The 14,262-nt window shown below is 61.6% G+C and carries 12 protein-coding genes and 1 pseudogene; 2 read left to right on the top strand and 11 right to left on the bottom strand.

The genetic code is table 11. The features are described 5' to 3' along the window. Positions 1–118 precede the first annotated feature (118 nt). Together ACTJJX_RS31930 and ACTJJX_RS31935 are read left to right on the top strand one after the other, a co-directional pair. On the top strand, positions 119–1,903 hold the full coding sequence (locus ACTJJX_RS31930; protein ID WP_440782049.1) for an ATP-dependent nuclease: 1,785 nt from the start codon (positions 119–121) through the stop codon (positions 1,901–1,903). Beyond that, complete coding sequence (locus ACTJJX_RS31935) at positions 1,890–3,710, top strand: ATP-dependent helicase (protein ID WP_023082315.1); 1,821 nt, start codon at positions 1,890–1,892, stop codon at positions 3,708–3,710. The genes ACTJJX_RS31930 and ACTJJX_RS31935 overlap by 14 nt, the downstream gene beginning before the upstream one ends. Positions 3,711–3,796: 86 nt before the next feature. Here the strand turns inward: ACTJJX_RS31935 and ACTJJX_RS31940 are convergent, their stop codons facing one another. From ACTJJX_RS31940 to ACTJJX_RS31990, 11 genes and pseudogenes are all read right to left on the bottom strand, one after another. Beyond that, positions 3,797–6,076, bottom strand: a complete 2,280-nt coding sequence (locus tag ACTJJX_RS31940; RefSeq protein ID WP_023082316.1) for a DEAD/DEAH box helicase family protein — start codon at positions 6,074–6,076, stop codon at positions 3,797–3,799. 135 nt (positions 6,077–6,211) lie between these two features. After that, positions 6,212–6,517, bottom strand: coding sequence for a hypothetical protein (locus ACTJJX_RS31945; RefSeq protein WP_023082317.1), 306 nt, complete (start codon positions 6,515–6,517; stop codon positions 6,212–6,214). A gap of 88 nt (positions 6,518–6,605) precedes the next feature. After that, positions 6,606–6,926 (bottom strand): hypothetical protein, encoded by a 321-nt coding sequence (locus tag ACTJJX_RS31950; protein WP_023082318.1) that lies wholly within the window; start codon positions 6,924–6,926, stop codon positions 6,606–6,608. Positions 6,927–6,976: 50 nt separating this feature from the next. Next, a complete protein-coding gene (locus ACTJJX_RS31955) occupies positions 6,977–8,086 on the bottom strand; it encodes a DUF6094 domain-containing protein (RefSeq protein ID WP_023082319.1) in 1,110 nt (369 codons plus the stop codon). A gap of 64 nt (positions 8,087–8,150) precedes the next feature. Then, positions 8,151–8,801 carry a hypothetical protein gene (locus ACTJJX_RS31960; RefSeq protein WP_023082320.1) on the bottom strand — a complete coding sequence of 217 codons (651 nt, stop codon included), beginning with the start codon at positions 8,799–8,801 and terminating at the stop codon, positions 8,151–8,153. Positions 8,802–8,877: 76 nt separating this feature from the next. Further along, entirely contained in the window at positions 8,878–9,138 is a 261-nt protein-coding gene (locus ACTJJX_RS31965) for a hypothetical protein (protein WP_023082321.1), read from the bottom strand. Between the two features lie 16 nt (positions 9,139–9,154). Continuing rightward, positions 9,155–9,562: a hypothetical protein gene (locus tag ACTJJX_RS31970; protein WP_023082322.1), complete on the bottom strand. Its 408-nt coding sequence runs from the start codon at positions 9,560–9,562 to the stop codon at positions 9,155–9,157. Positions 9,563–9,662: 100 nt separating this feature from the next. Continuing rightward, the gene (locus ACTJJX_RS31975; protein ID WP_023082323.1) at positions 9,663–9,986 is read right to left on the bottom strand and encodes a hypothetical protein; all 324 of its coding nucleotides are present in this window, start codon (positions 9,984–9,986) and stop codon (positions 9,663–9,665) included. 95 nt (positions 9,987–10,081) lie between these two features. Continuing rightward, positions 10,082–10,573: pseudogene (locus tag ACTJJX_RS31980) on the bottom strand (DUF3275 family protein); the annotation flags it as partial. A gap of 83 nt (positions 10,574–10,656) precedes the next feature. After that, a complete protein-coding gene (ltrA, locus tag ACTJJX_RS31985) occupies positions 10,657–12,375 on the bottom strand; it encodes a group II intron reverse transcriptase/maturase (protein WP_023082325.1) in 1,719 nt (572 codons plus the stop codon). 492 nt (positions 12,376–12,867) lie between these two features. Beyond that, positions 12,868–14,139: an IS4-like element ISPa1635 family transposase gene (locus ACTJJX_RS31990; protein ID WP_004423958.1), complete on the bottom strand. Its 1,272-nt coding sequence runs from the start codon at positions 14,137–14,139 to the stop codon at positions 12,868–12,870. Positions 14,140–14,262: the final 123 nt, after the last annotated feature.

Here is a 14,262-nt window from a genome sequence, read left to right on the forward strand (position 1 = left end):
GCGTCCAGCCAATCAGCAAAGAATGCGAACTGGAGGTGGTCCGGTTTGTTCAGTAGCTGAATGGGGCAGTTCGCCACTGACTGCTACTATCAAATGCCAAAAGGAAGGGGGATTTGAAATGCGGATTTCACGTGTCAGGCTAGTCAATTTCGCCAATTTCTCGGACGTGGATGTCGAGACCGGCGACAGCATCGTCATCGTGGGGGAGAACAAGGTCGGCAAGAGCAACTTCATTCGTGCCCTGCAACTGATCCTCGATCCAGCATTGTCCGAGCGTGACCGGCAATTGGGGCTTGAGCACTTTTGGGACGGCCTCGGCGCAGACAAGCTCGGCGAAGCCATCGAGGTGTCGGTCGACCTTACCGATTTCACGGACGATCCGCGACTGATGGCCCACCTCAACGACTGCGTGATCGAGGCTGGGCCACCCATGGTGGCGCGCTTGACCTATCGCTTTCAGCCGAAGGCCGGACTGGCCGAGGAGCCCGATTCGCTGAGGGACTACGAGTACGTGATCTTCGGCGGCAACGACCCCGAGATGCGTATCGGCGGCGCGCTCCGTCGCATGTTGCCGTTGGACGTTCAGGTTGCTTTGCGTGATGCGGAGAAGGATCTTGCGAGCTGGCGTCACTCACCGTTGCGGCCGCTCATCGAAGACCTTGCAGCGTCGCTCGATGAAGACGCCCGAGAGGAGATTCAGCAGCAGGTCGACGAAGCCCAACAGGAACTTGCCGGTCACAACGAGGTAATAGAGGCTGCGGAACGGATCAGCGAAAGGCTGGTCGCCCTCGCGGGAGCGCAGCATGCCGTCCCGCTAGGCCTCGGGCTGGCGCCGACGCGCGTCGATGCCCTGTTGCGCAGCTTGCGGCTGCTGATCGACAACGGAGCTCGCGGCATCGGCGACGCAAGTCTCGGGACGGCGAACCTGATCTTCCTGGCGCTCAAGAGTCTCGAACTAGACCGGCTGGTGTCGGACGGCGAGCGTGACCACACCTTCTTCGTAGTGGAAGAGCCCGAGGCGCACCTGCATCCCCACGTCCAGCGGCTGGTGTATCGCTACTTCCTGGGCACCGGTGCACAGGGCGAAGAGGACGTGCCTCCGCTCACGACGATTCTGACCACGCACTCGCCGCATATCGCCAGTGTTGCGCCGATACGGTCGATCGTCCTGCTTCGTCACGATGCGTCAGAGGGGAAGACCGTGGCGGTCTCTACGGCGAACGCTCCTTTCACTCAACGCGACGAGGAAGACCTGCAGCGCTACATTGATGTGACGCGCGGCGAAATCTTCTTTTCACGGGGCGTCATTCTGGTCGAGGGCGATGCGGAGCGCTTCCTCATCCCAGCATTCGCGGAAGCGCTGGGTATCCCGCTCGACATGCTGGGAATCACGGTGTGTTCGGTGGGCGGCACCAACTTCACTCCTTACGTGAAACTCTTGGGGCCTCATGGCCTAAACATCCCGCATGTGATCTTGACCGACCGTGACCCGGTCGACGGAAAGCCGCCGCGCGTACGTCGGCGCCTCGCCAATGTCCTCGATGTGGTCGAGCCGGGCGACGATCACGGCGAGTGGGACGTGGACGATGTCCTGGAGCGCGCCGTGGAACTCGGATACTTCGTCAACGAGAACACGCTGGAGCCTGAACTATTCGCAGGTGGTTTGGCCGAGTCGATGCAACAGGTGATCGAACGAGAGTTGCCTTTGAAGCGGGCAAGCTTGGACGATCTGCAGTCTTGGGTGGACGATCCAGATGAGCTTGATGAAGACCGTTTGCTGGCGATGATTGAGCGCATTGGTAAGGGGCGGTTTGCACAGGCGCTTGCGGTGTCGGTATCGGATGACACGTGCCCGGACTACATTCGCTCTGCGCTTGAGTACATCCGTGATGCCATCGTCTAGTGTCAGCTCCGCCTACCTGGCGCAGGCCGCAGACCTAGCCGGCAATCCCGGCCAACAGGCGGCATACGACTCGCAAGGGCACTGCGTGGTGCTCGCCGGACCGGGGAGTGGCAAGACGAAGACCTTGGTGCTGAAGCTCGCACGCATCTTGGCCGAGGACGTCCGCGCCCCTCGTGGAGCCGCATGCATTACCTACAGCCAGGAATGCGCGCGCGAACTGACTCGCCGCCTCGAAGGCTTGGGATTGCGAGAGGCACCAAACCTGTTCATTGGCACGGTGCATGGCTTTTGCCTGCGCCATCTGCTGATGCCCTACGGGCGCTTGGCCAAACTGCCGATTCCGTTTCCATTGGCGGTGGCAACGCAGCGGGTGAGCGACCGTTTGCTGAGGCAGTCGGGGGACGCGCTCTTCGGGCCCAATCATCCGTACAAGGCCATCGATCTGGGGCGGCACCGACGCTCTGTTCTCGACCGAAACAGCGTCATGTGGCGCAGCGAGGAGGAGCTTGCCGCTTGGGCGATCGCCTACGAAGCGGCGTTGCGTAACGAGGGATTAATCGACTACGACGACATGGTCGTCTTCGGCCAGCGGCTGATTGTCGAGCACGACTGGGTGCTGCCATTGGTCCAGGCGAAGTTTCCGGTGCTCGCCGTCGACGAGTACCAGGACTTGGGCGTCGCGCTGCATCGGATCGTCAAGCGCCTGGCGTTCGATGGCGGTGTTCGCTTATTCGCGGTAGGCGATGCGGATCAGTCAATCTATGGTTTCACGGGGGCCGACGGCGGCTTGCTCACGGAACTGGCCGCACGCGACGATATTGAGCGGGTCCAGCTTCAGCTCAATTATCGATCAGGTACCAGAATCGTTAACGCCTCGGAGCTGGCGTTGGGCGAAGCCCGCGGTTATCGGGCGAACGACCCGACGCGTCAGGCGTCCATCGCGTTCGTGCTGCGTCCTGGGGGCTTAGCGGATCAGGCCGCGCATGCCATTGCGCAGATCATTCCGGCGGCTCTGGCGGCCAAGCCCGGTCGGACGCTTGGTGATATCGCAATCCTCTACAAGGACTACCGCGCAGGCGACGTCGTTGCCGAGGTGGCGACGGCCAGCGGACTCGACTACATCCGGGTCGACAATGCCGCGCCTTATCGCAAGGTGGGCCTGACGAGTTGGGTCGAGGACTGCGCAGCCTGGTGCGCAGGCGGCTGGCGCATCGGGCGGCCGCAGTTGCGTGGTTTGATCGAACGTTATCTGGCTTTCCGCCGTGCGCATCTGGACGAGAGCCAGGCCAAACGCGAGGGGCAAGTGCTGACCGCGCTTTTATGGTCCCTGCGCCAGGATGTTCAACCTGCGCGTGAGTTCGTTGCAGCGCTTCGGACCGGTATCCTCGATGACCTGCTGGACGCAGAGAGCGCGCTCGCCGACCAGAAGGAGCAGTTGGACCGTATGACGGCGGCACTCGCGGAAGGTGGCGCATTGGCCTCCCTGGATATCGTGAGCCTCGGGGGGCGAGATGGGTCGCCAGCGCACCTCAATCTATTGACCTTACATTCGGCCAAGGGCTGCGAGTACGACGTGGTCATCATGGTCGGTCTCGATCTTGGGAACCTGCCGTGGCGCAATGAGAGTCCCGAGAAATTGCGCGAAAGTCGTCGCCTCTTCTACGTGGGCCTGACCCGCGCCCGTGACGAGGTCCACATGCTCTATTCGGGCTTTGTCGATGGTCGATTCGGCCCGATGCGGCTTGGACGCTCCCCGTTCTTGGACGAGTTGGAGAATCGGATGCGGACCGCCGGCTTGCAGCAGTAGCCTAGGCAACGCAAGCTCCGCGCCTTACTGAGGGGCGGCAAAAAAAAACCGGCATCCCAATGGGGATGCCGGCGTTGTCGCAGAATTTACGCTGCAACGAGTTGCCGGGCCAGCGCCACTTCGACGGAATCACCGTCCTGGTTAAGTACATCCAGGCCCGATTCGGGCACGTCGCCCGAGGTGGACTGCGAGACCATGATCTTCTTGGCCATCAGCTCCAGGCAGGTCATCTGAGAGGAGCCGGCATAGCCGAGATAGATCACGCGCACGGACTGCTTCTGTCCGATGCGCCAGGAGCGACGCGCCGCCTGCTGGAGCGAGTACACGTTGTAGCCCGACTGCATGAACACGATCGTCGGGAAGTCCAACAGGTCCAATCCCGTCTTGACAAGCTCAGGGTTGGTAATGAGCACATCGATGCCACGGTCCAGTTGCTCGGCGATCCAGTCCTCGCGGCGGCTGGCATCCACGCTCGCGCGCAGCACTGCCACCCGAAAACCTTCCTGCTCCAGCAGCACCTTCAGGCGCGACGTGGTGTCGCGCGTGCCGGTATAGACCGTGTAGGCCAGAACCTTGCGGCCCTGCGCCTTCTCTTCCTTGCAGATGTCGATCAGCTCGCGCTCTTTCGGCGTCACCTCGAACTCGTTGAACTGAGCCGGGACGAACGCCAAGGTGTTGCGCGTGCGCGGATGCACCACGGTTTCCGACCGGAAGCAGCAGTCCGGCCAAGCCAGCAGCACATTGAGCACCACGCCCAGCAGCGTCGTATCGCGTCGCGCCAGAGCCTGTTTCAGCTCCGCGGTCAGCCGACCCGCCAGGTCGCGGTAGGCCGCGGCTTGCGCCACGTCCATTGCGACTTCACGGAACTCCTCGTCATACGGCGGCAGGACGTTGCCGCCGATGTCCTTGAGCTTGAGGAAGATCGTGAACGGCAGGATGCACCGCAAGACCCCCTTCGGCCCGAAGCCGGGAGCCTTGACCGTGCGCACCGATACCTTGGTGCCCCTGGCCGTCTTGTGCGCCGTGCCGGTGCTTTCGGAGTAGATGTCCTTGAGGACCCCGTGGTCCCTCATGAACGCCATGGCGGCCGAGGTCATGCTGCCGCTCGTGGTCGGGCGGTAGCCGTCTTCGATCATCCGCCCAGGCAGGGCTCGGAACAGCAGGTAGAACAGGTCGTCCCCGTAGCCGCCCATCAACGTGCCTGTCAGCAGCAAGGTCTTGCGAGCCTTCGCCGCCAGCACGCCCATGGCCTGGCCTTGGGCACTGCCACCGTTCTTGTACTCGTGGGCCTCGTCCGCGATGCACAAGTCGAACGTGCCTTGCGGCAGATAGCGCTTGATGAACTCGGACGGCTGGTAGCCGCCTTCGCCAAAGCCGAACTCCATGTTCGCCATCGCTCTTTCCATGCGATGCGCCTGGCGGTCAGAGAAGACCAGTTCGCCGTTGCCATCCATCAAGTTGATGAACTCATGGATGTTGTCGCCCAGCATCGACGCCAGGAACCCGTCGCCGAACTTCTGCATCAGCTTCTGCGCGGTGACTTCCCCGATCGTCGGGATGCGCTTGAGGGCTTTCAGCACGGCCGAGGACTGGTCGCTGCCGGACAGGCTGCGCGGGCGGATCAGTGTCCACAGGGGCGCGGCGCAGTGGCTGCACTTCCTGCGGTGTTCCTCGGCTTGGAGGGCGACCGGGTTGACCGGCTCGCCGTCGAGGTCGGTGATGACCCTGCCGCAGTCCGGGCAGGCCGCCACGTCGCCGTGGCGGGTGCGCCGCTGGGTGAAGACGGACTTCCAGTGGAAGCCCATCCGCATCCTGACCCGGCCCAGGACAAAGAACTCCTGGCCCGTGGGCTGGACATTCAACTGCTCGCGCAGCTTGATTAGCTTGACGAGCGTATCCGGCCCGTTGAGCACCCAGACCTTGGCACCTGCTACCGTTTCCTGGATCTCGCGCCGCCACTTGTAAACAAGGTGCGGTGGCGAAAGAACCAGGGTGCGGCGGTAGCCTTCGGCGTTGAGCGCGGCGGCCGTGGCGATGCCGACGGTCGTTTTGCCGCAACCCATTTCGCCATTGACGATCGCGGCGCGTTCTCCCCGATCGACTAGCAGCTCGGCGGCGGCGTGGACGACTTCGGCCTGGGCCGGGAACAGCTTGCGCTTGAGGCTGGCGACGACGAGTTGCCGGTGCGCCCGCGGCTGGCCGTTATAGACCGGCGGGTTCGCGCTATTGAGGGCGTCGAGCAGTTCGTCGCCGAACTCGCCGACAAAATCCTGAAGGCTCAGGGTCAGAGGGGAAGATTCCGCATCGAGCAGTTCGCCCTGTACGGGCGCGGCTTCAGCGGCAGTGGTTTCGAGATCGAGGGACATGGTGATGCTCCAATGAAAAATGGGGCATGCACTACCCCCAGCGGGCCAATGGCATGCCCCGCAGTGGGAAGGAAATCGGCGCTTGGCCGAGGTGGTCGAAGTTGCCGGCCGTGGCGGCCTGCTGGTGAATCGTGCTCAGTCTTCGGACGGCAGCACGATGACGGTGGCGCTGCGCTCCGCATCGGTGACGATGCGGATGGCCAGCCCCGGATGGATCACGTAGCGGGATTCCAGCGATGCACCGGATTGCAGTGCAGTGCTGTTGGCCTGCCATTGCTGGATGTTGACGTCGCCCCAGTCGCCACGGGTGTGGCGCCTGAAGTACGGGATCGGGTCGAGCCGACCCGTGCGGACCAGGCGATCGATGCCCCTGCTGAAGATGAGCGCACCGATTGGAAACGCCAGCCCGTGGCAGTAGGTTTCAATGTGATGTGATGCCATGGGCTCCTCCTTGATGAGTCATTGAGCCACGACACCCCTGGCGGAGTGAAGTGGCTCCGTCAGGTGGATGAAGACGACGATGGTGCTGTCAGATCATGTCCCGTTCTTCGGGAAGCTGGATCACCGTGGTCTGGTGGTCCTCGCTGGTCTTGACGATCAACACCAGTTCGGGCGTGATCCTGAAGTGGGAGATCATCGGATCGTCCCCACGGATTGCGACATCGTTGGCTTGACGGGTGGCCTCATCGGTCTCGCCCCAGTCACCGCGCACATGGCGCTGGACAAGAGCCAAGGGGTCGATCAGGCCTTTGCGGGCCAGCCAATGCACCTTCTCGCTCAACTGCAACGTACCTGGTGCGAACAACGGTTGCTTCTGCGGCGCGGGCCGCTTGAACAGATTGGGGAACATGGTGTTTCTCCTTCGATGTGGTACAGCAGGACGACAGCGCGTCCGATGGATTAACGGATGGTCAGGACCTCGCCCCGTGTAGCGGAGCCGGGCGTCATGTCCCACGCGCGGATGACAGGCACGAACTTGTCGGTGAGGATGCGGGTCTCGGCGATGGAGCCGTCTTCGCGTTCGGTGAATTCCCGCTGGAGCGTCTTGTCCTTGTGGGTGTCACCTTTGACGACGAGCACGCGCCCGGTCTTGGAGCGCACAACCCCCGAGATCGCGCCCGCGGCCAGGGCCAGGGCGAGATGCCAGTGGGACAAGGCACGCGCCGGTGGACGCAGCGACTGCTGCGCTGCCCCCAGGTGCGTGTCCTGCGACGGCCAGAGGCCTTGCAGCCGGCCGACTTCATCGGCGAATTGCTCCGGCTCCATCGTCACGCGGAAGAAATGCTCCGGCTCGGCCGGACTGGCGGGAACGATGTACGGCAGGAACGGCCATTCGCTCGGCAGCTCCTCGGCTTCGACTTCACCAAGCCCGACCTGCAGCAGCAGATTGCGCACGGCCTTGAGACCATCGGGTGCCAGCTCGCGCTGACGCACCCTGCGACCGAAGATCACCACTTGCTTGAACTGCGTCTCCACCGCTCGGTAGATCCGCAGGTCCGTGTAGTGGCGCGTCAGCCAGCCGACCAGCTCGGCGTCGAGCACGTAGCCGGGGACGATGAAGACCAGCACACCGCCGTACTGCAACAGCGACAGGCTGCGCTGGTAGAACAGTTTCTCGAAGCGGGGACGGCCCTGACCTTGATAGCCGATGTTGCCGTTGACGTCCTTGGACAGGTCGCCATACGGCGGGTTGAGCCAGAGCAGCCCGAATGACTGCTTGGAGATCATCGTGTCCATCAGGTCCGCGTGCAGGCAGTGATCGACAAGGCCGCGGGCATGGCGTGCCCGTTCCGCGTCGAACTCGACGGCGAACGCCTTGGCCTGCTCGCGCCCGAGGGCATGAGCGGCTTCGGCGATCGCCACGCCTTCGCCGGCGCAGGGATCGAGGATGCACATCGGACCATCGCTGGGCATCAGTGCGTTGAGAGCTCTTTCGAGCGTGGGTTCGTCGGTCGGGTAATACCCGTTCTTGGCGAAATTGCGGGCGAGCCGCGGGAACATGAGGGCCATGGAAGTCTCCTGGTTGGCGGGGATGAAGTGCGAACGCACGCTTTGGCGTGCCCTCGCGGGTGGGTCAAGCCGCTACCGCTTCCGGCGTCCAAATCTTGGCCGGATAGGGATAGGCGGTGAGCACGTCACTGCGGATCAGAGAGCCCAGCGCCAGGGTCAGCGCCGGCACGTCGATGGCGAGCCGATGGCCTTCCAGCGGCCCGAGGGCGAACGGAAGACGGGCCAGCATCTCGCGGGTCTGTAGCAGTTCCAGCACGGGTTCGCGCCAGTGGTCGAGCAGCGGCAGTGGGCAGGTGTCCCTTAGCAGCATCCACAGGCGGTCAAGCCGGTGGGCGCTGCCCTTGGGCAGCAATGCCAGTGCGCTGGCGTTGGCCTTGTCGGGCTTGACGCAGCGGCGGTCGAACAGCCACACGTTGGACAGCGAACCGAACAGCGTTCGCCGGTAGGCGCGGGTCATGCGCTTTTCCAGACGATCGACGTTGCCGATGAACACCGGGACGCTGCCGCCCTGGTCGGTGATGACGTGGAACTGGTCCAGGCCCTGTTTGTCGCGCCCGAGGGTCAGACGAGCGAGGAACTGCTGGACGGCGGTGTCCCGCGCCCAGATCGACAGGAAGATCAGGTTGCCCTGGTCGTCGCCGACGCAAGCGTCGGCCATCACGTCGGAGCATTCGTCGATGCGATACAGCGTGGTAGAAGAAGTGTGTGCGGGCATGGTGGTGTCCTCGGATAAACGGGAACAGCACCGCCCGCTGGGGCAAGCACTGTCCCAGGGGGTGGAAGAAATTCGCTCAGTCCGGCTCGAACTGCCGGGTGTGCGGGTTGAAGTGGAGTGCGTCGTCCACCGCGGTGATCGGCGTGAAGCCGTCCAGGTAGATGTTGTTGAGGTACTGGTCGCGGTAGGTCAGCGCCTGCCGTGCCTGTTCCTCGGTGAGGCCATTGCTGATGAGGTACTCCAGCATTTCCTCGTCGGAAGAAACTTCGTCGTTGGACAAACTCCCTTCAACGAGCTTCAGCAGCGAGGGCGGGAGCGCAGCCAGGATCGGGTCCATGTCGGTTCCTCCTGGCTCAGGCCATCAGCGCTGCGGTGGATGCCGCAGGTGCCGTGGGTGTGCGCCGCCGCGCGTGGTAGGCGCGAACGCCTGCACGCCAGTCGGCGGACTGCTCCGGTGCGAGGTCCAGATAGGACAGCGGGCACGAGTAGTAGTACGGGTGCATGGACTCGTCCAGCGGCTTGTAGCCCCACTGGCCGCCGCTGCGTTCGAGCAGATCGCAGCGGATGTAGCGCAGGGATTGGCCCGGCGCCAGATGACGATGCACACCTTCGACCTTGGCCGTCACTTCCGCGACGGACCAGAGGACGTTGCCGCGCAGCGCGTGGGCGATGACCTTGACGCTGGCGCGCTCGGTCTCTTGCGGTGCGATCAGTTCCGCGATCAGTTCAGACCGCGATTGGGGGGAGAAATACCAGCCCATGAGAGGCCTCCTGAAGAATGGAGCCGGAGGCCTCTCCTTGGGGGAGAACCCCCAGCGGGTGATGGAATGCCGCGTGTGCGGCGATGGAGTCCGGTGCGGACTAGGAACCGCAACCGGCTGGGCAGTAGCCCAGTTCGATGCCATGGGAGCAGTAGCCGTTTGCAGCGTTCCAGTCCCGGGTTTCCTGCCGTTGGGCAGGCGTTGCGTAGTCCCATTCCTGGGTCGCGATTTCCAGGGCCTGAGCCCGTTGGTTTTCCGGCAATCGACTGGCTTGCGCGTCGATCTCCGAACTGAAGAGAGTGACCCAGTGATCCCAGGACAGGCCGCAACCACGCTGGGCATGCTCGGCGGCCGTCTTGCAGACAGCGCGCCACGCGGGTTCGTCCAGCGCGGTATGAGGTGTATCGCAAGCGATGGTGGACATGGTGGAGACCTCCAGAAGAAAGCCGGAGCCTCCCCCCGCATGGGGAAGGAACCCCGGCGGGTGGATGAAGAACACCGCGGATGCGGCGTCTGCGATCACGCAGGTTGCAGTTCGGCCTGGCGGCTCCACTCCTGCGTCTTAAAGTCCAGCGCGTAGCCCAGTTCACCCAGGCGGGCGATCTGCGCACGCAACGCGCGGCGGTCGATGGTCGAATCCAGTTTCACGGATTCGCCCAGCGGCCACAGGCTGCCGAACAGCGCGGCATCGCCATCCTCGGCACTGCCGGTGGCAGCAACCGCGGCGGGCGTCGGCGCATCCACCCCGAAAGGCGTGGTATCGACCAGCGGGTCCGCCGACGCCTGCACGGGTGCGGGCTTGGCGGGTTTGGATGCTTTGACGGGCTTGGCCGGCGTTGCCGCTGGCTGTGCCTCTTGCTCTTCATCAAGCGGATCGACTTCCTGGGTGGCGAAGCTGCGGGCCTCGTCACGGCTTAGTTTGTCGATGCCATTGAGCGTCATGCCGTCGAGGTTGGCGCGGACTTCAAAGCGCGCGCCGCCCGCGACCGGATAGGACTTCGCGAAGATGTAGTCGGGTAGGGACAGGCCATTACTGGCCCATCCCCCCCCTAAGAACCGTACGTGAGAGTTTCCCCTCATACGGCTCAAGCCTTTCAAAGCTCGCTTTCGCGAACCGGCTTCACCACCTTGAGACCATTGACGTGGATCTGGTTATGACAGTTCGGATGCACCATCACGAGGTTGGTACTCCCGTCCTTTCCGCCATCGACCCGCCGGATGATGTGGTGGACATGCCACCCCGATTCCTGCGTGATCAATTGCTGGCAGATTGGACAACGGCGATCCTGATCCAACCAGAGGTTGATGAGCTTCTTCCTGCCCCTCAGTGAGTTCTGCATCTTGAGGCTCATACGCTCCTCAAAGTACGTTTCCCACAGCGGGTCGAGTGGAGTAGCCTCCAACTTGATTAGCCGGTGTCGCCGGATGGGCGTATCCGTTGCCTTCCGCAGTACCGCCAGGATCGAATTCCCATCGGGGAACTTTTCACCTGTCGCCGCCGCAAACACCCAGTTACGGGAGCCTACGGAATGGAAGTAGCGCTGCTTGATCCAGACACTACCCTTATGCGGATGCCGACGGGCGGCCCACTGCCACAACACATGCCAAATCTGATGATCGACACTCGCGAACGTCGCTTTTGAGACGACGTGCTGGTGATAATTTGCCCAGCCTTGGATCATCGGGTTAAGTAGCTTGATCAGATGTATCTGATTTAGCGCCTTGTTTCCTTTGACCACGGAGCGCACTTTTTCCAGAAAGGTTGTCACGTTCGTTTTCGACGGCTTAATCAACAGCTTGCCGCTGTACTTGCGCACGTTTTGACCTAGAAAATCAAAGCCCTCGTCTATGTGCGTAATCTTGGTCTTCTCCGGTGAGAGCGTGAGCCCCCGTTCCCGCATGAATTCCTTGACTATCGGCATGACCTCTTGTTCCAGTAGCTCTTTCGAGCGTCCTGTCACGATGAAGTCGTCCGCATACCGCACGTAGTTGACTTTCATGGTGATCTGCTTGCCATTTATAAAACGTTCTTTGCCGAACGTCTGAAACAGCTTCGCTTCAAGACCATCTAAGACGAGATTCGCCAGGGTTGGCGAGATAATGCCCCCTTGCGGGGTACCGGCTTCGGTTGGAAAAAGTTGCCGATCTTCCATGTATCCGGCCTTGAGCCACTTCCTCAGAATCTCGCGATCTGTCGGTACATGACCCATGAGCCAGTCATGGCTGATGTTGTCGAAGCAGCCTTTGATGTCGCCTTCCAGAACCCATTGCGGAGACGCCTTCATGGACAGTGATTTGAAGCACTGTTCGATAGCATCCGCCGTGGACCTTTCTGGTCGGAACCCAAATGAGCGCCTATCCGCAGTGGTCTCGGCCACGGGTTCAAGAGCAAGCAGGTATAGCGCCTGCATCGCTCTGTCCTTCATGGTCGGGATACCCAGCGGCCGCATCTTCCCATTGGCTTTGGGAATATAGACACGCTTCAGCGGTTGGGGACGATACCCGCACCGCTTGAGTGACAACATGGCTTCAGACTTGGCTTCCGGGGTGGACCATGTGATGCCATCCACACCCGGCGTCTTCTTGCCTTGGTTCTCGGTGACTCGTCTGACGGCCAATGCTTTGCCGCTGAACGAGTGGGTCAGAATCCATTGCAGGGCTTTCAGCTTGCCATGTTTTCCTTCCCGTGTCGCCTTTACGATACGCGCTTGGAGCCTTCGCACTTCACGGTGACACGCAGCCCAGTCGATGCTGTGCCATGTGACCGATTCGCGTGAGGGCGCACCCGCGCAAGCAATTTCTTGCGTAGTCATCTGCAATTCCCTCTTTAAGAAGGTTGGACAAGTTCTCTCGTAGAGAAAGACCAAGTGGAAGTCTGCCCGCTTTCGCGTGGAGTGATGTCGCCTTGCGGCTCAACCCCTATCCGCCCCATTACAGGACAGCATTCGCTTTTTCCACATTCCTATACCCGCACCGCCAACAGCATTCCTTACGGTCTGCCTGCCCCAATGGGCAGCGATACGGGCTTACCGTGTTTCGCTTGAGTAACGAGATGGGTTAGACCCAATGTCATCAACCTAAGCTGCAGCCCTGCCCAAGGCAAGCCCCCCGAAGCAGCCAGCCGCCATGGCCGTCGGGCGATGACCAGGCCTCTGCCGCTCAATCAGGCGGTCTAGCTGGGCTGGCGGTGATGTGATCATCGTCTGTTCCGGCTGTCTAGGCGAGATTTCTCGTCCTCCGGACGAGCCTATGCCGACCGCTTGTGGCCAGCTTTTTTTGCACGGAGGTTGGGCGGTGGTGTTTCTTCAGCGCGTCGGTTTGTAGCCCTCACAACCTCGGCTGGCTGCGCGTTTGCGTTGGCGCGCAAAGCTACGGCCTGAGCGTACGGCACTGAGGCTTTTAGCCATCAAGGCCAGCACATTGCTCAGCCCCTGAGCACAGTGCCGCACCAGCAGCTCGACCAGGGTATTTTTGAGCCGTGACACGCCTTGGGTGAAGTTGACTTTCCATCGCAGCTTGCGACCTTTGTGGCGCTGTTCGATGACCGGCTGTAGCAGGTGCTGCATCAACAGCGCCAGGTTCTTCAACAGTTGAGCGGCATGAAAGTCCTGCTTTACAGCGGTCACGCTGCGGCCGCTGAAGTTGTCCAGCGTCAGGGTTTGTTTGAGGCGACGGAAGTCGGTTTCGATGCCCCAGCGGCGGTGGTAAAGCTCGGCAAACACCTCAGCGGGAAAGGCTTCTCGATCCAGCAGCGAGGTCAGCAATACTTCGCTTTCGCCGTTGGCCAACTCGACCCGGATCAGTCTCAGCTCGATCTGGCTGGCAGGATCAACGCCAGCCTCGGAGCAGAACAGACGTGCTTCAGGATGGTTGGCCACGAAAAGCTGTGTGTCTTCAACTTGGCCAGAGTGTAGAAACGCTTTGACCTGGGCGTTATAGCCACAGGGCAGGCGCATCAGAAAGTGCCGCTGTTGCTGCGCGAACAGCGCGAATAACCAGTGCCCAGGGTAACCACGGTCAAACAGCGTCAGGCTGTCAGCCGGCAGGTGCTCAAGGTGCAGATGGGCACAGTCGCGCTCACCGACTGTCAGGGGCACGATCAGGCTATGCAAGGTTTGACCGTCAGCGACTTCGTAGAGTGTGGACAAGCGAGCCATGGGAAAGCCAGAGTGACTGCCAAAGAAGGTCGCCATGGTCGACTCCAGGGGTAAATGCACGGTCGAGCCATCCACCGCGAGCACCCTCAGCCCACGCCACTTCTGACGCAGCCCGAAGCAGTCAATTTGTTGCTGCAGGAGGCGATTGAGACTTTCAAATACCTCGGGGTTGAGCTTTTTGCGCGCTTTGCAGAAGGCCTGCGCAGTGACCATTTGCGTCTCAGTCGACGCCTGATTGAGTACGCGATAGAACTGATCGAGTTCGGTTTGCAGGGCCGTGCGCGGCTGATTGAGCAGGAACAGGACGAGGTTCTTGAAGGTGAGCTGGCGTCGGCGGGTAAAGTCTTGAGGATTCTGGCGGTGGGCGGCGATGAAGGCGGGACAATCGAGCGGGCTGGTTATTTTTTGTACAATTTTCAAGCCAGGGTTTGGCTGGCGGTGTCAAGCGATGCGGTATAGGTAGTCAAAAGGGCTTCTCCCATGCACTGATTTGAGCGCTAATTATATGATATTTATGGATAATTTCCAAAGTTGATGACATTG

The organism is Pseudomonas sp. 22490 (assembly GCF_052044465.1).
In the GTDB taxonomy this organism is placed as follows: domain Bacteria; phylum Pseudomonadota; class Gammaproteobacteria; order Pseudomonadales; family Pseudomonadaceae; genus Pseudomonas; species Pseudomonas aeruginosa.